The following is a 24,562-nucleotide window of genomic DNA, read 5'->3' as shown; positions in this document are numbered from 1 at the left end:
TCATGTTACAACTCGAACAAGTTTCAAAAAAAATTGAAGGTCAATCCATAGTCCAGAATGTTACGATCGAAATAACTGAAGGGCAATGTGTCGGCTTAATTGGTCCTAATGGGGCAGGGAAGTCATCATTGATCAAGCTGATATCAGGGTTGGAGGAACCCTCCGCTGGCTCGATTTATTTAAAAGGAAAGAGTGTGAACCAGTGGAAGACCAAAAAGATCGCCAAAAGCGTAGCAGTGTTGACTCAAGAAGGGCTTGCACCTTATCCGATCTCAGTTTATGATGCCGTCCTAATGGGGCGTTATCCGCACCTTGGCTTTTTCCAAAGAGAGAGTCAGGAGGATTATGATAAAGTCGACCATGTATTAGAAATAACAGGACTTAAGGACTTCAAGTCACAGATGCTAGATACCTTGAGCGGTGGTGAAAGGCAACGAGTAGCAATTGCTAAGGCAATGGTCCAAGAGCCAGAGCTATTATTGCTAGATGAGCCTACTACTTTTTTAGATATAGGACATCAGTTGAACGTCCTTAGATTGGTCCAAGAATGGCAGGAGCGTGAGAACCTTACAGTGGTGATGGTCTTACACGATTTGAATTTGGCCGCGCAATTTTGTGAGAAGCTTATTTTAATGAATCATGGCGAAGTTGTCAAAGAAGGGTCAAGTGAGGATATCATCGCTGAAGAAACTCTGCGTCAAGTTTATCATGCAACACCAGAAATCATTCGTCACCCCAAATCTAATATTCCTCAAATATTATTGAGTCCTCAGTAGTATTTTGAATGTTTTTTAGTATAATGTTAGGACAAGGGATTGTTCATAACTGGAAAATTAGAAATGGGGATTATTGAATGATTGAATGGAAGAATTTATACCGTGGCGCAATCATGGGTACAAGCGATGCGATTCCAGGAGTAAGTGGTGGAACGATTGCAGTAGTCCTAGGGATTTACCCACAATTGATCGATGGTATAACCGGCATTTTCACTAAAGACTGGAAGAAACATTTAGCATTTCTCTTACCATTGTTTGTTGGAGTTCTGCTAGCGTTAGCTGCTTTTGCGAATGCGATGGAGTGGTTGCTGGAACATTATCCGAATCAAGTGCAATTCGTATTTTTAGGACTTATAGTTGGGATCATCCCAATGTTGGCAAGAGAATCAGATTATAAAAAGACTTTTAATAAATCACATTATGCCATATTGATATTGGCTGTCTTATTAGTAGCTTCTATGGGGTTCTTTAATGAATCAAGTGCTTCAGCCATAGATGAGTTCAGTGCTACGACATATATCTTATTGTTCTTATCTGGTATGATGGCTAGCTCGGCTATGGTTTTACCGGGAATAAGCGGTTCGTTTCTGTTACTGTTAGTTGGGATGTATCCGACTTTTATAGAATCAATTTCAAACTTCGTGATAGATGCTTTGATCCCACTCGGGTTAGGAATCGTGGTTGGCCTATTAGTAATGGGACGTATCGTCAAGTTTTTCTTAGATAATTACTTTTATAAAACTTACGCACTCATTCTCGGGCTGGTGATCGGTTCATTATATGTAGTTTATCCAGGGTTTGAATCAGATACGATGTTGAATGTCCTCAGTGTCGTGTGTTTAGCAGGTGGTCTGCTTGCAGCCTATTTATTAGGAAAATTAGAATACCAAAATTAATTGAAATTAGGAAAGCCGAACGAGTTAATCGTTCGGCTTTTTATTTAATGTTTATTTAACCAAACCTAAGATTAGATTAACTGAATCTATTCGTGATTTAACAGAACCTAACACTGAATTAACTAAACCTATTTATCTTTTAACAGAATCTACGGCTAGTTTAACCAAACCTACTCGTGATTTAACTGAACCTACCCAACATTTAACCGCACCTATCCCATAATTATCGGAGATTCTCATCAAGTTAAGTTAATTTATGAAAATCAGGTTCACCTTTTTCAAAAGTGGAAACGTACCTGAACCCGATATCCTTCAGCAACTCTCTTGCTTCGTCAATTCGGTCACCTACTCGTTCGGGTTTGTGGGCGTCTGAACCTATCGTAACGATTTCTCCACCCATATCGTAATAGAGTTGAAGTATATTTTTACTCGGAAGAAGACGTTCCATATTATACTTGTAACCAGATGTATTGATTTCGATCCCTTGTCCTCGCGGGATAATCGTTTTAAAAATTTCCTCAATGATGTCTAGATAATGATAGACACCTTTCTCGTATTTATATCGGGTAACTAGATCCAAGTGTCCCAGAATGCTGAACTCCTCAAAATTTTTAACACATTCATATAGTTCCCCGTAGTATTTCTCATAGGCCTCATCAAGCTTAACACCTTCAAATAACCTACCTGAATGCAAGTCCTTGCGATCAGTCGTATGCATGGAACAGATAGTGAAGTCAAAGCTACGTTCTTTAAATAGCTGACGATATTGATCAAGAATATGTGGTTGTACACCTATTTCAATTCCTCTAAGAACTTGAATCTGACTTCCAAAACGATCGTTCATGTTCCTAATTTCGTTTTCATACTGATCAAGGTCGACATCAAAGATAATCGAGGTATCAGGGTATTCATAATCTATATGTTCAGTGAAACAGATTTTTTTCAATTGTTGTTCTATACCTGCTTGGACCATATCTTCCATTGGTGCTTTACAGTCAGCAGAAAAAGTTGAGTGCATATGGAAATCGTACATGTTTCTTCTCCTCCTAAATAGGTAATTCTATAAATAGATATTCTATCATTCTAATGGGTTGACAAGCACATGTACACCTCTTAGAATGAAATATAACTAAAAAACTTTACTCTGATAAAGCGATAAACAAATAAAGGATGATTTCGTGTGAAATTTCAACAACAGTTACCAAAAGGGGTAGCTGACCTATATTCGCAAGACTATCAGCTGAAACAACAAGTGATAGAAAAATTAAATCAATTGAATCAACAATATGGGTTTAAGCAAATACAAACTCCAACCTTCGAATATTACGACTTATTTGTGAGTATGCCAGGCACGATGGATACGGATCAGATGATCAAGATGGTGGATCATGATGGTAAAATTCTTGTTTTACGTCCTGATGCAACGATCCCGATCACTCGCATGGTCGCGAGCTCTGACCAGGCTGAACATCCAGAAAGCAAACTCTCATACGTTACGAATATTTTTCGTATGGAGAATGGGGAATCGGATGTTTTCTCCCGTTCATTTGCTCAAGTCGGCGTTGAACATTTCGGGAAGGCAAGTGTTGAAGCGGATGTTGAAATGATTGCCCTTGCTATTGAATCCTTTAAAAAAGTAGGGATGAATCGTTTTCAACTGGACATTGGACAAGCTAATTACTTTAAGGCACTCATTGGAGAAGCAGATTTGTCCACAGAGAAACAACTGATGGTTCAGGAAAAGATTGAACAAAAAAATCTCCCAGAGCTGAAGCAGTTATTGGAAGATTTGCAATTAGATGAAGAAATAACGAAGGTTCTTCTGCAACTTCCTCAATTATTCGGTACTTCTGAAGCGGTGCTTAAAAAGGCAGATGAGCTTGCCATCAACCAAGAAATGAAAGAAGCAGTGAGATATTTAACAGATGTTTATTCATTACTAGATCAACTAGGTTATGGATCGTTCATATCCATAGATTTAGGGTTAATCAATCATTTGAACTATTACACTGGTGTCGTGTTCCAAGGGTTCATCCATGATTTCGGTAAGCCGGTGATCCAAGGTGGGAGATACGACGACCTGACTCAATATTTCGGTATGAACCAAGACGCGATCGGCTTTGGAGTGTATGTGGATGATTTGATTGCAGCTCTAAAATCTCAAGGCATCACTGAAGAACAGTCATCTACAAAGCTACAAGTACACGCAGATGAGTGGGTGGAAGGCTTCAAAGTAGCTCGAGAACTTCGTCAAAGAGGTTTTGAGGTTCATATAACTGGAGAAAATCAATCATCAGAAGATGTTGTTTCAATCGATATCAACAAAAGCACAGTACAAATACCAAGCTCAGGTGAGCAGGTAACATACACCGATATAGAAGATTTGGTAAAGAAAGTAGGTTCGACGTATGGAAGTAATTAAAATTGCATTAGCAAAAGGCAGATTGGCAGAAAAAAGTGTAGAACTATTCGAGTCAATTGGAGTGGTTTTCTCTGAGTTCTATGAGGAAAGCAGAAAATTGATTTTTAAAAGTGATGATCAGAAGTTCGAAATGATATTAGTGAAGGCAACTGATGTAGCGACATATGTTGAAAACGGTGCTGCAGATATAGGTGTTGCCGGAAAAGATACTCTACTAGAATCAGCAGCTGATGTTTATGAAGTAATCGATCTAGGATTTGGGAAATGTCGATTTGCTGTTGCTGGTAAAGAAGGTACTGATCTAGATGGGATGATCAAACCTCGCATCGCTTCAAAATATCCAAAAGTCACCACTGATTATTTTGAACAAAAGGGCAAGCAGATCGAGACCATTAAATTGAATGGATCAGTAGAACTTGCACCTCTTGTAGGATTAAGCGATGTCATTGTTGACATAGTAGAGACAGGTGGAACATTAAAAGAAAACGGTCTCGTAGTCTTAGAAGACATGTTTCAAAGTAGTGCTAGATTAATAAGTAATAAGGCAAGTTTTAAAACGAAAGGTGAAGCCATTCAGCCGTTTATTGAAAATATTCAGGAAACCATCAAACAGTCAGAAGGTGGGCTGAAGAATGCTTAAAATCGAATCCATCGATCAAAATCAGTTCTCTACAATAATTGAAGAAAGAACTTCCCGTGATTCTGAAACATATGAAGTGATCGACGAACGTGTTAAAAACATCATCAATTCAATTAGAGATAGAGGGGATGCCGCAGTTTTCGACTACATCGAGCAATTAGATGGCGCGAAACTGGATAACCTATTTGTAACTGAAGAGGAAATCAATCAAGCATTTGAACAAGTGGATGATGAGTTAATCGATATTCTCCAAGAAGCAAGACATAATATCGATAACTATCACAGAAACCAATCAGAAAAGTCATGGTACACCAATGACGGGCCAGGAATTTGGCTGGGTCAGCAAGTCACACCGATCGAACGTGTCGGTGTATATGTCCCAGGTGGGAAGGCAGCATACCCTTCAACCGTATTAATGAATGTCGTACCTGCGAAAGTTGCAGGTGTTGAATCAATCACAGTTACCACACCAGTCCAAGCTGACGGAAAAGTGAACCCTAATACACTAGTAGCCGCCTCTATTGCGGGAGCTGATCAAATCTTGAAAGTTGGCGGAGCTCACGGAATTGCGACACTTGCTTATGGTACTGAGTCAGTTAACAAAGTCTACAAAATTGTCGGCCCAGGAAATGCATATGTTGCACGGGCGAAAAAATTCGTGTTTGGTGACGTGGATATTGATATGATTGCTGGTCCTAGTGAAGTTTGTGTTATTGCTGATGACCAAGCTGAACCGAAATTGATTGCAGCAGACTTATTAGCACAAGCAGAGCATGACGAGTTAGCTTCTTCTATATTAGTGACGACATCAAAGCGAATAGCTAACGAAGTCCAACAAGAAGTTGAAACTCAAACAAAAAACCTTTCTCGAAAAGAGATTCTAGATGTTTCGATTACTAAGCAAGGCCGTATTTATCTCGTAGATGATTTAGAAAATGCTTTTGAGTTTGTTAATGAATTAGCACCAGAGCACCTAGAAGTTCTAGTAGAACAACCTTTTGAACAGCTGCCTAAGATTAAAAATGCTGGAGCTATTTTCTTAGGGTCATACTCACCAGAACCGCTAGGGGATTATTTCGCAGGACCGAACCACACCCTTCCGACGAATGGTACTGCAAAGTTTTCATCTCCTTTAGGGGTTTATGACTTTCAGAAAAAGTCGAGTGTGATCTATTATGATAAACAGTCATTAGAACAAGTCAATCAAAAAATACAGAAGTTTGCAGAAGCTGAAGGGTTGGATGCTCACGCAGCTTCCATCCGTAAAAGGTTTGAATGAAGAAGAGGAGTGAGAGTATGCGTGAAGCAGCCATTAAGAGAAAAACTAGTGAAACGAACATCGATTTGACACTGAACTTGGATCAAAAGAAAGCAGATGATTCGATTGAAACGGGAGTAGGGTTCTTTGACCATATGCTGACCCTCTTCGCATCACACGGTAAATTCGGTTTGAAGGTGGATGCAAATGGTGACTTGCAGGTAGATAGCCATCACACAGTAGAAGATGTGGGAATCGTTTTAGGACAAGCATTTCGTGAAGCTCTAGGTGATAAAAAGGGCATCAAGCGTTATGCCTCTGACTTCACACCGATGGACGAATCATTAAGCCTTGTCTCAGCTGATATTTCGGGAAGACCTTTCCTTGTATTTGATGTAGAAGGGATGAAAGATTCAGTCGGGTCATTCGATACTGAGCTTGTTGAAGAGTTCTTCAGAGCGTTTGTTAATCAAGCAGGAGTCACCCTTCATATCAAACTCTTCCACGGGAGCAATACTCATCACATTATCGAATCGATTTTCAAAGGGTTTGGTCGTGTGTTGAATGAAGCGGCAACAATTATCGATGCAAACGGAGATGTGCCCTCGACGAAAGGGACTTTATAATAGTAGGAGTGCAAGTCAATGATTGCAATTATAGATTACGGAGCAGGAAATTTAAAAAATGTACAGCACGCACTTAAAACCATCGGCATATCTTCACGTATCACCGATCAACCTTCCGACTTGGAGGAAGCTGAAGGTATCATCCTACCCGGCGTGGGGGCTTTTGGTGAAGCGATGAAAAGGTTGAGAGAAAGTGGATTCGATCATAAGATCATCCAACAAGCTGAAGCAGGAAAACCCTTATTAGGGATTTGCCTCGGTATGCAATTGCTGTTCGAGAAAAGTTACGAGTACGGGGAGCACGAAGGATTGGGATTAATTCCTGGTGAAATCGTGCCTTTTGAAGGAGCAGTTAAGGTTCCACATATGGGTTGGAATCAGTTAGAACTCAATGGACACTTTGAGAGTGACCCGATACAAAAGCAAATCGGCGAAGGGGAATATGTGTATTTCGTCCATTCTCTTTACGCTAGACCAGCAGATGATAAAGATGTCCTTTTCACTACAACTTACGGTGAGACTTTTACATCTGCAGTAAAGAGAGAGAACGTTACAGGTATGCAATTTCACCCAGAAAAAAGTTCGAATACAGGCATGCAGCTACTGAAGAATTTCGGAGGGATCGTTTCATGAATATATATCCAGCAATAGATATCAGAGATCAACAATGCGTCCGCCTGATCCAAGGAGATTACAACCAGCAGACGGATTACGGTAACCCCGTTCATATGGCTCAAAAGTGGAAAGAAGAAGGTGCGGAGTATTTGCATCTAGTTGACCTTGATGCCGCAAAAGGTGACCCTTCGAATAATCTTACTATCATAAAAGAAATCGTTAAGCAGACTAGGCTTCCTGTGCAAGTAGGTGGGGGTGTTCGCTCGATCGAAAGAATCGAACAATTGCTGAATATCGGAGTCTCGCGAGTGATATTAGGTACTGCAGCCGTCAAAGATCCTGATTTTTTAAAAGAAGCTGTGAATCAATATGGTGACCAGGTCGTAGTTTCAATAGATGCACGAAATGGTTATGTAGCAACGGATGGATGGATCGAGACTTCAGAAGTAGATGCTGTCGATTTCTTGAAAACGTTAGACCAAGTAGGCGTTGCAACGATCGTATACACTGATATTTCTAAAGACGGCATGCTTCAAGGACCGAACTTTGAAGAACTGAAGCGGATCGATTCTGTAAATGATATTCAGGTGATTGCATCTGGTGGAGTGTCTTCCGAGGAAGATATTGAACAGTTAAGAGAAATGAATATTTATGGTGCAATCGTTGGTAAAGCGATCTACGAAGGTAAAGTTGATTTGAAGAAAGTAATGGAGGAGTAGTCATGCTAGCGAAAAGAATTATTCCGTGTTTAGATGTGCGCGATGGTCGCGTCGTCAAAGGCACGAAATTCAAGGACATCAAAGACGTGGACGACCCTGTTGCATTAGGGAAAAAATATAGTGAACTTGGCGCGGATGAGCTCGTCTTCTATGATATAACTGCTTCTCATGAAAAGAGAAACATTTTCCTAGACGTCGTTGAAAGGGTAGGTGAAGAGGTACACATTCCCTTTACAGTTGGCGGCGGAATCCGAACAGTCGAAGATTTCAGAAGTGTCCTAAACGCAGGAGCTGATAAAGTTTCGGTGAATAGTGCAGCCGTTTCGAATCCGCAATTGATCAATGAAGCGGCCGAACGCTTTGGTAGCCAGTGCGTCGTGTTATCAATCGATGTAAAAAAGGAAGACGGTGACTGGTTCGTTTTTGTTAAAGGTGGCCGTGAAAACACAGGCAAGAAACTTTGGGACTGGATTGATGAAGGTGTAGCCCGCGGTGCCGGAGAAATCGTACTGAACGTGATGGATACAGATGGAGTGAAAGAAGGCTACGAAGTGAATCTCATGAGTCGGGTAGCTGAACGCGTTCGTGTCCCTGTTGTAGCTTCGGGCGGAGCAGGTAAGAAAGAGCACTTCTCACAAGTTCTGAAAGAGGGGAAAGCCGATGCTGCACTGGCTGCTTCTGTTTTTCACTTCGGGGAAATAGAAATCAAAGATTTAAAAACATACTTATACGAAGAAAATTTACCAATCAGGTTAGGGTGAACAAGATGGAAAATATCGAATTCAAATTTGACGAACAAGGTCTTCTTCCAGCGATTGTCCAAGATGCTCGCACGGGTGAGGTGCTGATGCTAGCCTACATGAATGAAGAATCGCTTCAAAAGACAATCGATACGAAGACTACATGGTTTTATAGTCGTTCTCGAAAAGAGCTCTGGAATAAAGGGGCGACCTCTGGAAACTATCAATATGTGAAAAATATGTCTTATGATTGCGATGAAGATACTGTTCTTTTACAGGTTGAACAAGTAGGAGCTGCTTGTCATACAGGAGCGCGTAGTTGCTTTTATAGAGATATAGATTTGAACGATGACTCGTTGGATTATCGTAGAGAAATTATCCATGATGTCTATCAGTCGATTTTAAACCGGAAGGAAAATCCGAAAGAGGGTTCTTATACGAACTACTTATTTGATGAAGGCGTCGATAAAATCTTGAAAAAAATTGGCGAGGAATCCAGTGAAATCATTATCGGAGCGAAGAATGATGATAATGAAAATCTAGCGATGGAAATTTCTGATCTCGTTTATCACGTCCTTGTTTTATTAGCTGAAAAAGATATGCCGATCGAACGCGTAAAAGAGGTATTGACTGAACGAATGAGGGAGAGGTAAGGATGAGCAAATTCTGGAGTAGAAAGGTAAAAGAAGCGAAGCCTTATGTACCTGGAGAGCAGCCAGAACAAACAGATGTCATCAAACTGAATACGAACGAAAACCCTTATCCACCTTCCCAAAAGACACTTGAAGCAATGCATGGGGCTATTAACGATGATTTGAGGCGTTATCCGACTCCGACGGTTAGTGATTTGAAAAGAAAAATCGCGAATCGGGAAGGAGTAGCACCTTCTAACGTATTTGTCGGAAATGGCTCTGATGAAGTATTGGCATTTGTGTTCCAAGCTTTTTTCGAACCGAACGAAACCATCAAGTTTCCAGAGATAACTTATAGCTTCTACCCAGTATATTCGAACCTTTATGATATCTCTTTTCAAAAGGTTCCTTTGAATGCTGATCTTTCAATCGATGTAGAAGGTCTATATGATTCAGTTGGTGGCGTGATTTTTCCTAATCCGAACGCACCTACCGGGGTCGCTATGGCATTGGATGATATCGAACGCATCCTCCAAAACAACCGAAATCAAGTCGTGATTGTTGATGAGGCTTATGTGGAGTTTGGAACTGAAACAGCAGTAAAATTAACTAAAGCATACCCCAATTTACTCGTTACACGAACATTGTCTAAATCACATGCACTCGCTGGAATCCGTTTAGGCTATGCGGTCGGGCATGAGGATCTAATTGAAGGATTGGAGAGAATCAAGAATTCATTCAATTCTTATACGATCAATCGTGTGTCATTAGCAGGAGCAGAAGCGGCTTTAGAGGATGAGACATACTATTCTCATATTATTAACCAAGTAATTCAGACGCGTGAATGGGCTTCTGGAGAATTACGTTCACTAGGTTTCAATATGACAGATTCAAAGTCGAATTTTCTATTTGTGAAGCCTGCCAGAACGACCGCGAGAATTTTATATGAGAGCTTGAAGGAACGTGGCATCTATGTACGTTATTTTAACCAACCGAAGATTGATGGGTATATTCGCATCTCTATCGGGACGGATGCTGAAATGAAAATATTGATTGAACAAATTGAAGAGATTATGTCGACCTAAAATCAACTTTACTATATAAAAGTCTCAGTTAAAGTCCATTGTTGATATTGTCAAAACGCTTAAAAGCGGAAGCTTGTGACGACCTGGATGGTTTAATGACGGCGTTCGTTACAGGACGTAACGGACTTTAGCCGTCCCTAGGGGCTTGCGCTCAACTAATTTTTACTCCATTGCAATTTCGGAAAAATGGATTTTCGCACTGCGCTGGCTGATCCCTCAGGCGTCTCCGCTTCACGTGTTTCTCCTCCATACGAAGTTTTCTAGATAAAATCAACACTAAACGATAAAAGCGCCATATAAAAAAGCCAACTAGCAATCTAGTTGGCTTTTCGTTCGTTCTTCAATAATCTCATTCCATTGAATGTGACAAGTAGTGTTGCACCGACGTCTGCTAGAATGGCGATCCATAGAGTAAGCCATCCTGGAACGACTAACAGAAGGGCAATTATTTTTATTCCTAATGCGAAAGCGATGTTCTGTTTAATGATGTTCAATGCTCGGCGACTGAGTTTAACAGTGAATGGGAGTTTCTCGATATCATCACCCATTAAGGCGATATCTGCAGTTTCTAGAGCTGTATCAGTACCAGCTCCTCCCATGGCAATACCGACGTCAGAAGTTGCTAAAGCAGGGGCATCATTCACGCCATCACCGACCATAGCTACTCCACCATATTCTTCTTGGAGTTTCTTTATTTGGTCTTGCTTATCGTCAGGAAGTAAATCGGCTAGATAGCGTTTGATCCCGACTTTTTCACTGATCGCTTGTGCAGTTCTGTTGTGATCCCCAGTCAGTAAAATCGACTCTTTGACGCCGAGTCTTTTCAGTTGCTCGATGACCTTAGGAGAATGTTCCCTGATTTCATCAGCAATTCCGAATAATGCTTTAACTTCATCATTTTTGGCAAGCAGAATGACCGTCTGACCGGACATTCTCATTTGGTCAATTTGAGTTGTGATTTCGGCAGATAAATTCTCATACATACTTGGGCTGCCAACTTTATAGTGGTTGTTTCCGATACGACCGGCTATTCCTTTTCCTGTCGTAGAATGAAAATTTTCAACAGGAAGTGATTGTGATCGCTCTATCTCTGAATCTACGTAACGCATGATTGATTGAGCTAATGGATGCTGTGAACGTTTCTCCAACTCATAAGCTGCAGTGAGAAGATCTGATTGATTTACAGCTGAATCCACCCATTCTACTTGTTGCACGACAGGCTCGCCTCGAGTGATTGTTCCTGTTTTGTCGAAAGCGATCGCTTTGACCTTTCCTAAAGTTTCTAAATAGGCTCCACCTTTGATCAGAACCCCGTTTCGAGCAGCGCTACCAATCGCTGTGACAATTGCTACAGGTGTTGATATGACGAGTGCACATGGGCAACCTACCACAAGAACGGCAAGCCCTTGGTAGATCCACAGTTCATATCCACTTGATAGAAAAAGAGGTGGTAAAGTTGCCACAGCAAGTGCTACTAACATAATGAAAGGAGTATAGTATTTTGCAAAACGGTCAACGAATTGTTGAGCTGGCGCTTTATCGTTCTGTGCTTCCTCAACCATGTGGATGATCTTAGCAAGCGTCGTGTCTTTGACGAGTTTGGTGACACGTACTTCAAGGAATCCTTCTTCGTTCAACGTACCTGCGAAAACATTGTCATCGACCTTCTTATGAATAGGCATCGATTCACCAGTAATCGCAGCCTGGTTTATAGACGATTCTCCCGATTCTATCTTTCCGTCAATCGGTAGCTTTTCTCCAGGTTTGACGAGAACGATATCGTCTTTTTGTAAATCATCGACATTGACTACGAATTCCTCTCCACCACGGCGGACCGTCGCCTCATTCGGAGCCAACTTAATCAGTGATTGAATAGAAGATCTTGCTTGGTCCATCGAAAATTTTTCTAATGCTTCACTAATTGCGAATAAAATGACGACAATCGATGCTTCTACCCATTCGCCAATTATAATTGCACCGATCACGGCAATGGTCATCAATGTTTTCATATCGAACCTGAGCTTCACTAGGTTCTTGGCTCCTGCAATCAATAGGTCATATCCACCAATTACGATTGCAGCTAAAAAAGTTCCTATCGTCAGCGGATGTTCATCACCCAATGTAAAGAATCCCACTAAGCCAACCAATAGCAGAAGGAATGAAGTAAGGACATTCCAGTGGTCACGTAGGATCGAGTGAATATTCATTGCTTCTTTCTCGCTCAATTGAGTGGAAACTTGTAGGTTTTCGAAGGCTCCAGCTTTCTCCAGTTCCTCAATAGAGGCAGAGCCGTGTACTGTTATTTTAGAAGCGCCGAAGTTAACATCGGCATTTTCAACTGTCTTTAAATTTTTGACGTTATTTTCAAACGTTTGAGCACATGAAGTGCATGACATTCCTTGTACATAATAAGTTTCTTTAGCCAATGTTATTCCTCCAATTCTTCCTGGTGTTCGACTGCGATTTTAATCAGATCATGGACATGGTGGTCGTCGAGGGAATAATAAACATTTTTACCTTTACGACGTACCTTTGCTAAACCGTGTTTCTTTAGTGTTCTTAAATGGTGAGAAGTTGATGCCACTGTCGTTTCAGTGATGGCAGCGACATCGCAGACACACAGTTCCTTTTCAATTGTTAATGCATGGGCGATTTTTACTCTTGTTTCGTCAGATAAAACCTTGAACAGCTTTGCTACACTTTCTGTGGGTACCGATGCTAGTTCTTTATATATATGTTGAAGTGATTCTTCGCTTACTTCTGATGTACAATTCGGTAATTTCATTGAGTTTACCTCATTTCATTCAAATGATCGTTTGATTGTATTATATTCAAATGATGATTTGAATGTCAACCGATTGATTAAACCATTTTTTTTGATTAAACTTTTTACGAGGTGACAAAGATGATCAGAGCAGCGACGAGAACTGACTTGCAGGCGATCGGAGAAATGATCGAGCGAGTTAAATTGAAGATGAAACAAGAAGGTATTGAGCAATGGGATGAGCATTACCCGACGGTTAAACATTATGAAGAAGATTTACATAACGGTAGGTTATACGTATTCGATAGTGATGGAAGTATACGTGGAGTTATCTGTATAAGTGATCAAGGGCACCATGAGTACGAAGAAATTCCCTGGACGTATGACGAACCCTACTACTGTCTGAAGAGGTTAGCAGTTGATCCTTTAGCCCAAAATGAAGGAATTGGTCATCAATTTTATCAATTCGCAGAAAAAGTGGCGATGGACAACGGAGTTTATTATATTTGTACCGATACCAACGAACATAATCCCTCAGCCCAAAAGTTATTTATCAAATCAGGGTATAACCTAGTGCAAACTGCTGCTATTGGAGGACACGAGACCAATTACTGTTATTACGAAAAGAAATTGAATCCATGATATTGAACATAAAAACGCCCGAGGGACAGACATCCTCGGGCGTTATATCTATTATCTTTGCTTATGGGGGTAAGCAAGTAACAAGTAATTTTATACTGTCTAGCTGCAGCGCCCATCAACTAGTCAATTTCAAAGAGAATCCATCAATAAGTCAACATCCGTTCGCACACTCACGGTGGTTCCTATATTTCTTGTTTCTCTTCTCCAATTGATACGTTGATAACCGGACGCTTACGCTTTTATTATTTATCAGTGAGTGATAAATATTCATCGACATCACTTTTGCAAAGTTCGATTCCTTTTTCCCAGAATGCTTCTTGAGTGATGTCTTCTCCTAGGTGCTTCATCGCTAGATCTTCAACAGACATTGTAGCTGTGTCCCTAAGAAGTGCGATGTATTGTTCCTCATAATCAGTACCTTCCTCTAAAGCTTTTGCATAAATACTTAGCGAGAAAAGGTACCCGAATGTGTACGGGAAGTTGTAGAATGGTACACCAGTTATATGGAAATGCAGTTTGTTCGACCAATAACTAGGGCTAGTCGATTGTACCGCACCTTTGTATGCTTCACGCTGTGCTTCGTCAGTCAATTCGTTCAGACGCTCTGCTGGAACAAAGCCATTTTTGCGCTCTTCATAGAAACGTGTCTCGAATAAGAAACGAGAATGGATATTCATGAAGAATGCAACACTTCGTTGGATTTTATCTTCTAATAAAGCAATCTTATCTTTCTCAGATGATGCTTCTTTGACAGATGCATCGGCAACAATCATTTCAGCGAAAGTTGATGCTGTTTCAGCAACATTCATCGCATAACGGCGATTCAAAGGATGAACCGTTTTTAAAGCATGCGAGTGGAATGCGTGACCTAATTCGTGAGCTAATGTCGCTACATTAGACATCGATCCACTGTAAGTCATGAAAATTCGGGATTGTTCGTCTAATGGGAAACCAGTACAGAATCCACCAGGGCGTTTTCCAGAACGATCTTCAGCTTCAATCCAACCTTCTTCGAAAGCACGCTTCGAAAACTTCGCCATTTCCGGGCTGAATTTCTCGAAATGCTTCAAGATGAATTGAGCTCCTTCATCATATGATAATTTCTCTTTATTCGATTGGGTGGAAGCCCCGAGGTCATACCATTCCAACTTTTCTTTACCGAGCAACTGAGCTTTGCGATTCAAGAATTTAGCGAATGGATCTTTATGCTTCGAAATGGCCCCCCACATAGCATCTAAAGTCTTTTGTTCCATACGGTTGATGTCCAAAGGCTCTTTCAAAACATTCTCCCAGCCACGCTTTTTGTATACGTTCAAGCGGAAGCCAGCTAAATGATTGAGTGTATTGGCAAATAGATCTTCTTGATCCTTCCAAGCAGCTTCTAATTTTTCATAGACATCTTTACGTACTTCAGGGTCATCGTGGGACAATAAATTGTTAGCCTGTCCGACAGATAATTCTTTTTCTTCTCCATCAACAGTTACATTGACTGTCATCTTTCCAACAATCGTGTTATACATTTGGCCCCAAGCATGATAACCATCTACCGAAAGGGCAGAGATCAATGATTCCTCATCTTCAGATAACTGCTCTTGAGCTTTATTGCGCCACTCGTTTAGCACAAAATCCCACTCTTTTAAACGTTCATCATTAAGCAAGTCTTTCCATACATTCTCTTCTGTCTGAGCAAGCTTTTGTTGGAATGCATTAAATGCAGCGCCATAGGTAGCTGATAATTCGGTCACTTCACTTCTTAAAGCGCTAGCTTTTTTATCTTTCATGTCCTGGGCTTCTAGACAACTGATGAAAGCTCCAGACTGGCGAATATGTAGTGAGATATCGGATCCTTCTTCGATCAGGTCTGCGATTTCACCAGCTTGGCTACTGGATGTAGGTGTTTCAAATGATTGTAGTTTCTTCGCAAATTCATCTAATCGATTTTTAACTTTCTCTAGGTGGTTACGCAATTCTTTTGATTCACTTCCACCTTTGAAAAATACATCTAAATCCCATACTTGTGGGTAAGTTGTTTGTGTCATTGTAAATCCTCCTCGATATACTTCGAAATTTTCTGATAATTAAATGTGCAAATATTCAATAGAATTACAAAAATAGTATACCACGATTTTTATTTCGATTAAAGAATATTTCGTAATCTGAAATAAATATTTCACACTTTAAAATTGTTTAACTTTGTTAAAGGATTAAAGTATGTGAAAAACAAGGGCTTTCGCCAATAGGACTTGGCGATAAGCCAAGTTTTTCTCACAAAAAAATGATAGTTATTGAAACCTTTCATTCAACAACTATCATTCGAGGTCGTATTCTTCTAAAAGTACAAATTCAAAACCTTTTTCTTTCATATGAGGAATGGCGTTTTTAACTCCATCGGCGGTACCGCTCTCAGGTTGATTCATATGCAAAAGCGCAATGGACCCAGCGGTGGCACCCAGTAAAGAACGTTCCACCTCATCACTTGAGTAAGTTCCACCTGCATCACCTAAGATATCGAAATTGACTACTTCAAGACCTATGTCATTCACTATTTCTACAGCGACTTCATCATAAAATGCAGTCCCTGATCGGAAGTTACTAGGTTCTTGCCCAGTCAAATCAGTGATCAGTCGATGATTTTCAACGACTTCGTGATAAACATCTTCCGGTGACTCAGTGCCTTCAATGCCCCAAGCTTCTTTGCCCTCTACAGATAATGGTAGGTGATCGGTTCCATGATTCTCTATTTGGAATAGAGGGTTATCACTTAGTTCTTGAAATAATTCTTCATTGGAGAGAATCCATCTTTTATTTACAAAAAGAGTCGCAGGAATCTCTTCATCTATCAAATATTCAATCAGTTCCTCATCATATTTGCTTCCATGAGGACCTCCGCAAGCATCGAATGTAAGGGCAACCACCTGTTCATCAGTTGCTAATTTGTTTTTTACACCTGTGACATTCTCACCCCACTCTGTGCTTTCAGTGGGATATGAATCAAGGTCCAGGTCTGTGTTTATTTCAAGTGCTTTTTGCTCCTCTTGGGAAGAGGGTTCGTCAGCATCGTCTGCTTCCTCAGCGGGTTCCTCACTCGATGAGGTGTCTTCTCGCTGTTCGCTTTCATCTTTTTGTGGAGCATCAGCCGGTTCTTCGGAGGATTCTTCCTCACAAGCTATCAACAATATAAGCATAATTGAAACTAAAATAAGAAAAATAGATTTGTTCATTTGAATATATTACGGGCTATCTAGCTTGGTTGAATTCGATGTGATCGAAATTCGCTTTCAATAACCCATCTCCTTTTTTCACTATTAATTTTCCATTTCCTAGTGACCATTCTACTTCATTTTCTGATGAGTGACTAGGCTCTTCCAATAAATAATAGCCTTTCATTTGATTAGTAGTAGATTCTAGATTTTGCGTATAAATGGTGACAGAATCGAATTCAGTACTGTTCATTAAACTAGGATCTTGTGCTGTGTTTCCCTCACCGTCCCATTGGATTAAGAAAGGGAGGACGGTATGGCTGTTCATTTTCGGAAAAAGCATTGTCCATTCAAGCAATGTCCCATCTGGTTGGGCTCGACTTCCGGGAAAAGGCCCCTCATACTCGATCCCTTCCTGGTCAAAATGATTGATATAAGCATTCAAGTCTTCCACGCGCAAACCAAATTGAATCGGTCCTTCCATTGATTGTTCTTTTGCGAAAATAACTTGACGGATGAGTGGGTTGGTTGATTCTTTTGCTTTATCATCGTCTTCAACCCCAATCCACTCGATATAGCTTTTATTTCCCATGAAGGCGAGGTGGTTGAACGTACCCCACTGTTCATGTTCTCCGCCTTTCACAGTAACTTGTCCGTGTAGAGAAGAAAATAGCTGTTTGTGTTGTTCTGGTTGATTTGAAAATACGACAAGATGATCAAATGCAATCATGCTCATTCTCCTTTCAAAGATTAATTGAATATAGAGGCTAATTGTTCATAGGTCCACTTTCGTCTTTCAAACGGAGACACAATCGTGTTGACGATAATTTCATCTACATTGTAAGTTTGAGCCATCTCTTTCAGCTGGTCTTCAACGCTGTTTAGGCTACCAATAATCATACGTTGACGGTTATATTGAACTCTTTCTCTCTCAAAATAGGAATAGGTTTGTTTACTAGCCTCTTCTGGGTCGGGGAAGTAATCCCTTATTTGACCTTGTTCAATCAATAATAATGCTTGATCCAAGCTTGAAGCATAGTAATCAGCTTCCTCATCTGTCTCACCTAGTACGACAAAGACAGCGACACTTGCCTTAGGTTCTTTTTGTTGAGTAGAAGGGATGAAGCTATTATAGTAACGGTCCAGTGCGATTGAACCTGCTTCACCATTGATGAATTGTGCGAATGTATATGAAACACCAAGCTCCCCGGCTAATTTTGCACTATTCCCGCTAGACCCTAACATCCAAACGGGAGGTACGGTGGGTCCAAGTGGCGTGGCGCGGACTTGATATTTTTCATGAGGATATCCTTGTAAATAATCAAGTAACTGAGCCGTCTGTTGAGGGTAACTATGAACGTCTGGATATTTCCCTCCATTCAAGGCATAGTTCACGCCTGGCATACCCCCGGGAGCTCGTCCAATACCTAAATCAATTCGATCCGGATATAGTCCTTCTAACACTCTGAAAGTTTCTGCGACTTTATAGGGACTGTAATGGGGAAGTAGAATGCCACCAGTTCCAACTCGGATTGACTTAGTATGAGCAGCAATCGATGAAACGAGAATTTCAGGCGCCGACCCAGCCAAACTTTTCGTACTGTGATGTTCACTGACCCAGAAACGTTCATATCCTAATTGATCCACGTGTTTTGCTAATTCTATCGTTTGATTCAATGCATCATGCTCAGTGTTACCTTTTAATAGGGGGGACTGATCAAGTACACTTAATTTTAAATTCATATTCGACACCTCACATTTGTTGCGATAAGATAAAATTAATTGCTTTAATTGTTGAAAGGAAGTTATCTATGGGGACAAAAATCATTTGTAAATGGTGTAAAAAAGAAATTGAACAACAATCTGAATTGATTGTTACGAATAGTAAAATGTTATTGAGACCATATCATAAGAAGTGCTTTGATACATATTCAGAGAAAAAGAAAAGGGAAGCCCTATTTTTCGATGCTATTCCTCTTAACAGTACCTATTCAAATTGGATGACGGTCATTTTCCTTCTGCTACTCGCGTCATTTTATCTTTTCTTGGATGTACCAAGAGTAGCTTATATCTTGTGTGCTATTTTTCCGATATATCGACTGTTAAGTTTCCTACTATTTGAAATTAGAGCGCCACGTATGTAAGAGCTAGCAGAATCGCTAGCTCTTTTTTTATTTGACGATTTTGATAATCAGACTGAGTATAGCCACAAATATAATGGCACCAATCAGAGCAGGTAAAAGGGCGATTCCGGCAATAACTGGGCCAACTGTTCCGATAATTGAGTGACCGATCCATGCACCTACGATACCTGCGACAATGTTCCCGATAATGCCCCCTGGAACACCGCCTAACAATAGTCCAGCTACCCAACCTACAAGTCCACCGACAATAATAAATAGTATAAGTTCCATTACAAATTACCTTCCTTTCAAAAAAAGCTATATTTATCTTTACCCCATATTATATGTATGTGAAACAAAAAAAGCATAGTTCTAGAATAAGAACCATGCTATCCGATGAAGTATTTTTTATACTTTAAAAATGTTTAACTTTGTTAAAGGATTAAAGTATGTGAAAAACAAAGGCTTTCGCCATTAGGACTTGGCGATAAGCCATGTTTTTCTCATCGATCGTTTGCTAGTTGTTCCAAATGCTTTGCCGATGATACGACCTGTTCGTATAGTCCGTTAATCTGGTCTAAGTTGTCATTGAAACTGTTGATTCTGCTCTCCATCTGTTCGGTGAGCTGTTTGTTCTCCTGGGATTTCGAAAGTATCTTATCAAAAAATTGATTGGTTTGATGAACGTTTGTACTACCTTCTTTTATCAATGAAGTCGTGGACGTGACATCCTCTGATACCTGGTGGATCTGGCGATTAGTGTTTGTAACAAGCTCAGTGATGTTTTCAATCGATCCTTTTGTCTGGTCGGCTAATTTCTTGACCTCTTGAGCGACGACTGCAAATCCTTTTCCTAATTCACCGGCACGTGCTGCCTCTATGGAGGCGTTTAGTGACAATAGATTGGTTTGTTCTGATACGTCGGTGATGAAGCTCAGGATGTCATTGATTTTAAGGGAAGCTTTCTCTAATTCAGTCATTTCTCCGTATATGGCATTCATGTCATTTTCTATTCGTAGCATTTCTTCTTGAAGTCTTTCCATATCCGCTTTGCCGGTATCCGATTGCTCCTCTACAATTGTAGATACTTCAGACGTGGTTTTGGAGAATGCTTGAATATCCTGTGCATCACTCGATAATTCCTGGATCGCGGCTTCGGTTTGTTCAGAGATATTCACCAGTTTCATTGTCATCTCATTGATTTCATGAATGAGTTCTTCTTGAGTCGCGTATTGTTCTTCACGCTGTCGCTTGTTTTCGTCTTCAAATGTTTCAAGAACGAGTTGTTGTTCGATATTCAGAATCTTTGATGTAGCACTGATTGCTTTAGCGAAGTCCTCTTTATCTTCAAAATGATCATCATAGATTTTATGAAAAGATAACAGTAAATCCTGAAAGGCACACAAATACCACTTCGGCTGTAAGCCTATTTTGACATGAGCATGTGCAATCCGGACTCTTTGATTAACGAATTCTTCGTCTATAACACCGTCGAACATTTCTTGGATGTGTTTGGTTAATGTCTGTTTCAAACGTTCGACACTACTATTTTCTTCAATGATATCCATCAATGAAGATTCATGTTCTATGTTTTTATAAAACCTCGAAACGATATTCTCGATATGTAAAGAAATAACAGGTTTTAAAGCTCTTAAGATAGCTAGGTCTTGTCTGTTCAGTGAAATCATTCTTAACTGCTTCGAAAGATCTTCTTCTGGATCCAGATCGATTCTGACAGTTTCCAAAAAAGGTTCATAATTTAATCCTTCTTCGGTTTTTACTTGTTTTCTCTTTAGTTTAAGCATTCATTCATCCCCTATATGTAATTTCTGGTCTTAGCTTAATATCGGCATATAGTTTTGTATGTTGAATACTCGGGAATGTTAATGTAGAGAGGTGATGAAAATGCATTACGATCGTGCTCTTTTTATTTTCAATGGAAATAAAGATGATAATGAAGTGCAGCCTATGATCAAGCAAGTAGCACCAGAATTGATAACGTATATAAACGATTTAACCATTAAGCAAACCCATTCTGAAGAGGATTTGAAAGATGCATGTAACTCTTCAAATAAATATGATCTTCTCATCATTTATGGAGGGGATGGAACTCTACATACAGCGATCAACGTACTTGCAGCTATGGATGAAACTCCAGTGATCATGCTGTTACCTGGTGGGACATGCAATGACTTTTCCAGAGCATTAGGCATTCCTCAAAATATAAAAAATGCTACCTCGACACTTCAGAATAATAGAGTGGAAGAGATTGATGTATCTGCTATAAATGATAATTACTTCATGAATTTTGCAGGTGCAGGGTTGATCACAGAGGCTTCAGAAAATATTGATGATCAGCTGAAACAAACTTTTGGGAAAATCAGTTACTTTCTTAGTGCGGTACAAACTTTCCAACAAGGTGGCACCAAAAGGTTTCACCTAGTTGTGGATGGGGAGGAACACGAGGTTGATGCTGTCATGGTAATCGTTATGAATGGTTGCTTTATTGGCACGCATCACTTGCCTATCAATTCCATATCGGTAAAAGATGAGTTGTTGGACGTCATCGTGGTAAGGGAATCCAATATGAAAACAATTAAAGAGTGGCTTTCATTATCGAACCTTACGAGCGACAATAAAGATTTAGATCAAATCACACATTTCCAAGGTAAAAAAATATCCATCAGTGCCGATTCTTCATTAGAAGTGGACACGGATGGAGAGATTTATATGGAAACTCCGATAGAAATTAAAATGAACGATCAACCTCTGAAATTTTTGGTTGGAGAAAATTTTGGTGATTGATATAGGGATTATACATCTTTGGTTTTTGTGCAGACAGCGATACCGAGAGGGTAATATGCCCCTTCACGCTTAGGTTCTATAAGAACGCCATTTTGATAAAAATACTCGACCTCTTCGTAATTAGTGAACAGGTTGCGGAATTCCTCTTGTGTCAATTGATGCACGTGGAAACGCTGGCCACTAGGGACTCCTCGTCCTTCCCCGAAAGGTGTTGATACAATCAAGATCCCACCTGGTTTGAGAAGGCGGTAGTAATTATCGAGAAGAGTCTGTTCTTCTTCGATGTGTTCTAGGGTTTCAAAACTTAAAATTGTATCGAAAGTACCAAGTTCTTCAACAAGTTCTGGGTTTGTTGCATCTGCTGTTCTATAAGTGGAAAGAGGATGGTAGTAGTTGTCTATGGCATATTTGACAGCATCTTTATCAATATCCACACCAATGACTTCATCGATTTGTTTTTTGCGACGTTTGGCTATCATGTGTGTCCCGAAACCTGAACCACTGGCTAGATCAAGAACACGTCCTTTTTTTATATAGGGTAAAGCGAATTGATATCTCGCAATATGTTCGAGTAATAAAGGGTTGAGTGGATCCATTTCTTTAGGTATCACTCTTTCTCCAGTATCTTCTAACATGGTGAAACCTCCTTCATTCACGTCTATTATGTCAGAAGTGTATAGGAAAGGAAACCTTTTTTGACTGGTGCACTGAATACAATTATAATGATTTCATCGAGTAATGAGAGGGGTTTAATCAATGAATGAAGAAACATATCGAGAACGCAAACAAGATCCATCACTGAAGCTATTCGTCGTATTATCCAAAGCATCTAGAACCCTGTCTGACCTTGCTCAAAAAGACATGACACGGTACGGACTCAACCCAACTGAGTTCGGGACACTAGAGCTTCTTTACCATAGAGGCAAACAACCATTACAAAAAATTGGGGAACGCATATTATTGGCGAGCGGAAGCATTACATATGTGGTCAATAACTTGGAAAAGAAGGGACTTTTGGTTAGAGAAACAGCTGCTCATGATCGACGTATCAGTTATGCCGATATTTCCGACAAAGGGCGCGACCTTTTAAACGAAATCTTTCCACAGCATTGGGCAGAACTAGAGCGAATAACTGCAGGTCTTAATGACGAAGAGAAAGAACAAGCGATTCAATTGATAAAAAAATTAGGATTAGAAGCAGATCAGCTCCGTTAAACGAGCTGATTTTTTTTATATTAAATTAAGAAACTCCGGTGAAATTTCAGGGATAAGGTGCTGAATTTCAGGGAAAGGAGCTGAACTTCAGGGATAAGGTGCTGAATTTCAGGGAAAGGAGCTGAACTTCAGGGATAAGGTGCTGAATTTCAGGGAAAGGATGCTGAATTTCAGGGGAAGGATGTGGAATTCACGGGAAAGGAAGCGAAATCCACGGGAAAGGAAGCGAAATCCACTGTAACCGACGTGAAAGTCACAAGGGGCAACATACTAGTGCCCTATGAACTTTCGCGATCTCTTGTTTGCTCTCTGAAATATCTTACTAAGGTTGGCACCAACTCAGAGATTTGAGGGAATTCGATGCCAGAACCTCTCAAGTCACTTTTTGTATTAGTCGTATCGTAGACACAATAGTGGTCCATGTAGTCCACGGTTTGCTTTTGGGTTCCTAGCATTTTTCGCGCGAATGGAATTGAGAGCGAACCTTTTGCTATAAAAGAAGGAATTTGCCCTTTTGGCTCTTTGCCTAAATAATGCAATGCGAACAAACGATAAATTTCTCTAGATGAGGATGGGGAAGGGTCAGCGATTTGATAAACTTTACTGTTACGCCCTTTCAAATGGGATAAGTAAAGGGTGGATTGAATCATATAATCCACCGGGACTAAGTTGATTGGTGCTTTTCCTTTTCCTATATAAGGGATAAGCGGTAAGTTCCTAATACGTCTGAACATCTCTAACATATAATAAGGTCCATCGAACTTGAGGGTTTCTCCAGTTTCAGAATGACCGACGACGATTCCGGGGCGAATGATAGAGATTGGCAACTCGCCCATCCATCGCTGAACTTCTTTTTCAGCTAGATATTTTGTCTCTTCATAATGGTTTTTGAATCCTGTATCATGTTCGAGCTCTGATTCAAAAATTCTACCCGATCTTTTCCCTGATACATAGGAAGTACTGAAATAAATATACTTTTTCAACTCGACACAGTTGACGGCGAGCTTGTTGATTTGGATCGTTCCATTGACGTTGACGTTAAAAGCTGGTTTATAAGGTACAGATAAATCATAGATGGCTGCTAAATGAAATAAGTAATGGGTTTGTTCAGAGATTTGCTTATAATCATCATCCGATAAACCTAGCTGTTCTTTTGTGATGTCACCTGAAAAGATTGTATACTTTACTTTCGGATTAATACTCTTCAACTCTTCCAACCGTTGTTGCGCTAGATCATATTCGTTAGGAAGCACAAGAAATTGAACATGTCTTACTGGATGTTCGGAGAGGACTAGTTCTTTTACGATATATGTTGCTAAAAATCCAGGGAAGCCAGTGAAAAAATAATTGTTCATTCCAAATCACTCCATTCATTCTAATAATGTTCAATAAAACTTTTTGAAA

26 protein-coding genes are annotated in these 24,562 nt (G+C 40.1%); 15 read left to right on the top strand and 11 right to left on the bottom strand.

Translation table 11 applies throughout. From position 1 onward, the window contains the following. Window positions 1-2 precede the first annotated feature (2 nt). Both CEY16_RS09860 and CEY16_RS09855 read left to right on the top strand, forming a co-directional pair. A complete protein-coding gene (locus CEY16_RS09860; protein ID WP_101331847.1) occupies window positions 3-776 on the top strand; it encodes an ABC transporter ATP-binding protein in 774 nt (257 codons plus the stop codon). 77 nt (window positions 777-853) lie between these two features. Continuing rightward, window positions 854-1,672 (top strand): DUF368 domain-containing protein, encoded by an 819-nt coding sequence (locus CEY16_RS09855; RefSeq protein WP_101331846.1) that lies wholly within the window; start codon window positions 854-856, stop codon window positions 1,670-1,672. Window positions 1,673-1,916: 244 nt separating this feature from the next. Here CEY16_RS09855 and CEY16_RS09850 read toward each other — a convergent pair whose 3' ends face one another. Further along, window positions 1,917-2,705, bottom strand: a complete 789-nt coding sequence (locus tag CEY16_RS09850) for a histidinol-phosphatase HisJ family protein (protein ID WP_101331845.1) — start codon at window positions 2,703-2,705, stop codon at window positions 1,917-1,919. 147 nt (window positions 2,706-2,852) lie between these two features. Here CEY16_RS09850 and hisZ point away from each other — a divergent pair, with 147 nt between their 5' ends. The 9 genes from hisZ to hisC are packed head-to-tail and all read left to right on the top strand — an operon-like array spanning window position 2,853 to window position 10,409. Then, a complete protein-coding gene (gene hisZ, locus CEY16_RS09845; protein ID WP_101331844.1) occupies window positions 2,853-4,094 on the top strand; it encodes an ATP phosphoribosyltransferase regulatory subunit in 1,242 nt (413 codons plus the stop codon). After that, window positions 4,081-4,734, top strand: coding sequence for an ATP phosphoribosyltransferase (gene hisG / locus CEY16_RS09840; protein ID WP_101331843.1), 654 nt, complete (start codon window positions 4,081-4,083; stop codon window positions 4,732-4,734). The genes hisZ and hisG overlap by 14 nt, the downstream gene beginning before the upstream one ends. Beyond that, a complete protein-coding gene (gene hisD / locus CEY16_RS09835; protein WP_101331842.1) occupies window positions 4,727-6,013 on the top strand; it encodes a histidinol dehydrogenase in 1,287 nt (428 codons plus the stop codon). Before hisG ends, hisD begins: the two co-directional genes overlap by 8 nt. 17 nt (window positions 6,014-6,030) lie before the next feature. Next, on the top strand, window positions 6,031-6,618 hold the full coding sequence (gene hisB, locus CEY16_RS09830; RefSeq protein ID WP_101331841.1) for an imidazoleglycerol-phosphate dehydratase HisB: 588 nt from the start codon (window positions 6,031-6,033) through the stop codon (window positions 6,616-6,618). 18 nt (window positions 6,619-6,636) lie between these two features. After that, entirely contained in the window at window positions 6,637-7,251 is a 615-nt protein-coding gene (gene hisH / locus CEY16_RS09825) for an imidazole glycerol phosphate synthase subunit HisH (protein WP_101331840.1), read from the top strand. Further along, window positions 7,248-7,952 carry a 1-(5-phosphoribosyl)-5-[(5-phosphoribosylamino)methylideneamino]imidazole-4-carboxamide isomerase gene (hisA, locus tag CEY16_RS09820; RefSeq protein WP_101331839.1) on the top strand — a complete coding sequence of 235 codons (705 nt, stop codon included), beginning with the start codon at window positions 7,248-7,250 and terminating at the stop codon, window positions 7,950-7,952. Before hisH ends, hisA begins: the two co-directional genes overlap by 4 nt. A gap of 2 nt (window positions 7,953-7,954) precedes the next feature. Next, window positions 7,955-8,713, top strand: a complete 759-nt coding sequence (hisF, locus tag CEY16_RS09815; protein WP_101331838.1) for an imidazole glycerol phosphate synthase subunit HisF — start codon at window positions 7,955-7,957, stop codon at window positions 8,711-8,713. Further along, window positions 8,710-9,345, top strand: a complete 636-nt coding sequence (gene hisIE, locus CEY16_RS09810) for a bifunctional phosphoribosyl-AMP cyclohydrolase/phosphoribosyl-ATP diphosphatase HisIE (protein ID WP_238378826.1) — start codon at window positions 8,710-8,712, stop codon at window positions 9,343-9,345. Before hisF ends, hisIE begins: the two co-directional genes overlap by 4 nt. Before the next feature lie 2 nt (window positions 9,346-9,347). After that, window positions 9,348-10,409: a histidinol-phosphate transaminase gene (hisC, locus tag CEY16_RS09805; RefSeq protein ID WP_101331836.1), complete on the top strand. Its 1,062-nt coding sequence runs from the start codon at window positions 9,348-9,350 to the stop codon at window positions 10,407-10,409. A 317-nt stretch (window positions 10,410-10,726) separates the two neighbouring features. Here the strand turns inward: hisC and CEY16_RS09800 are convergent, their stop codons facing one another. Then, window positions 10,727-12,841 carry a heavy metal translocating P-type ATPase gene (locus CEY16_RS09800; protein ID WP_274379942.1) on the bottom strand — a complete coding sequence of 705 codons (2,115 nt, stop codon included), beginning with the start codon at window positions 12,839-12,841 and terminating at the stop codon, window positions 10,727-10,729. Further along, window positions 12,838-13,194, bottom strand: a complete 357-nt coding sequence (locus CEY16_RS09795; protein WP_101331835.1) for an ArsR/SmtB family transcription factor — start codon at window positions 13,192-13,194, stop codon at window positions 12,838-12,840. The genes CEY16_RS09800 and CEY16_RS09795 overlap by 4 nt, the downstream gene beginning before the upstream one ends. 120 nt (window positions 13,195-13,314) lie before the next feature. On the opposite strand from CEY16_RS09795, the gene CEY16_RS09790 reads away from it, so the two are divergent. Then, a complete protein-coding gene (locus tag CEY16_RS09790) occupies window positions 13,315-13,815 on the top strand; it encodes a GNAT family N-acetyltransferase (protein ID WP_101331834.1) in 501 nt (166 codons plus the stop codon). A 242-nt stretch (window positions 13,816-14,057) separates the two neighbouring features. Here CEY16_RS09790 and CEY16_RS09785 read toward each other — a convergent pair whose 3' ends face one another. From CEY16_RS09785 to CEY16_RS09770, 4 genes are all read right to left on the bottom strand, one after another. Continuing rightward, entirely contained in the window at window positions 14,058-15,854 is a 1,797-nt protein-coding gene (locus CEY16_RS09785; RefSeq protein WP_101331833.1) for a M3 family oligoendopeptidase, read from the bottom strand. Window positions 15,855-16,124: 270 nt separating this feature from the next. Next, window positions 16,125-17,000 carry a polysaccharide deacetylase family protein gene (locus tag CEY16_RS09780; RefSeq protein ID WP_238378825.1) on the bottom strand — a complete coding sequence of 292 codons (876 nt, stop codon included), beginning with the start codon at window positions 16,998-17,000 and terminating at the stop codon, window positions 16,125-16,127. A 52-nt stretch (window positions 17,001-17,052) separates the two neighbouring features. Beyond that, entirely contained in the window at window positions 17,053-17,745 is a 693-nt protein-coding gene (locus CEY16_RS09775; protein WP_162297915.1) for a VOC family protein, read from the bottom strand. A 20-nt stretch (window positions 17,746-17,765) separates the two neighbouring features. Next, complete coding sequence (locus tag CEY16_RS09770; protein WP_101331830.1) at window positions 17,766-18,758, bottom strand: LLM class flavin-dependent oxidoreductase; 993 nt, start codon at window positions 18,756-18,758, stop codon at window positions 17,766-17,768. Between the two features lie 68 nt (window positions 18,759-18,826). Between CEY16_RS09770 and CEY16_RS09765 the strand changes: the two genes are divergently transcribed. Then, window positions 18,827-19,159, top strand: coding sequence for a hypothetical protein (locus tag CEY16_RS09765; RefSeq protein ID WP_101331829.1), 333 nt, complete (start codon window positions 18,827-18,829; stop codon window positions 19,157-19,159). A gap of 27 nt (window positions 19,160-19,186) precedes the next feature. On the opposite strand, the gene CEY16_RS09760 is transcribed toward CEY16_RS09765, so the two are convergent. Both CEY16_RS09760 and CEY16_RS09755 read right to left on the bottom strand, forming a co-directional pair. Continuing rightward, window positions 19,187-19,429: a GlsB/YeaQ/YmgE family stress response membrane protein gene (locus tag CEY16_RS09760; RefSeq protein WP_101331828.1), complete on the bottom strand. Its 243-nt coding sequence runs from the start codon at window positions 19,427-19,429 to the stop codon at window positions 19,187-19,189. A gap of 212 nt (window positions 19,430-19,641) precedes the next feature. Next, entirely contained in the window at window positions 19,642-20,943 is a 1,302-nt protein-coding gene (locus tag CEY16_RS09755) for a globin-coupled sensor protein (RefSeq protein WP_101331827.1), read from the bottom strand. A 100-nt stretch (window positions 20,944-21,043) separates the two neighbouring features. Between CEY16_RS09755 and CEY16_RS09750 the strand changes: the two genes are divergently transcribed. Then, window positions 21,044-21,943, top strand: coding sequence for a diacylglycerol/lipid kinase family protein (locus CEY16_RS09750; protein ID WP_162297914.1), 900 nt, complete (start codon window positions 21,044-21,046; stop codon window positions 21,941-21,943). A gap of 8 nt (window positions 21,944-21,951) precedes the next feature. On the opposite strand, the gene CEY16_RS09745 is transcribed toward CEY16_RS09750, so the two are convergent. Continuing rightward, the gene (locus CEY16_RS09745) at window positions 21,952-22,578 is read right to left on the bottom strand and encodes a class I SAM-dependent methyltransferase (RefSeq protein ID WP_101331825.1); all 627 of its coding nucleotides are present in this window, start codon (window positions 22,576-22,578) and stop codon (window positions 21,952-21,954) included. Window positions 22,579-22,699: 121 nt separating this feature from the next. Between CEY16_RS09745 and CEY16_RS09740 the strand changes: the two genes are divergently transcribed. Further along, window positions 22,700-23,158 (top strand): MarR family winged helix-turn-helix transcriptional regulator, encoded by a 459-nt coding sequence (locus tag CEY16_RS09740; RefSeq protein WP_101331824.1) that lies wholly within the window; start codon window positions 22,700-22,702, stop codon window positions 23,156-23,158. A 278-nt stretch (window positions 23,159-23,436) separates the two neighbouring features. Here the strand turns inward: CEY16_RS09740 and CEY16_RS09735 are convergent, their stop codons facing one another. Next, window positions 23,437-24,513: an SDR family oxidoreductase gene (locus tag CEY16_RS09735; RefSeq protein ID WP_101331823.1), complete on the bottom strand. Its 1,077-nt coding sequence runs from the start codon at window positions 24,511-24,513 to the stop codon at window positions 23,437-23,439. Window positions 24,514-24,562: the final 49 nt, after the last annotated feature.

It is taken from the genome of Halalkalibacillus sediminis (assembly GCF_002844535.1).
GTDB lineage: Bacteria > Bacillota > Bacilli > Bacillales > Alkalibacillaceae > Halalkalibacillus_A > Halalkalibacillus_A sediminis.
Note: the sequence above shows the minus strand (reverse complement) of the source record. Positions and strands in the feature narration are given on the sequence as shown.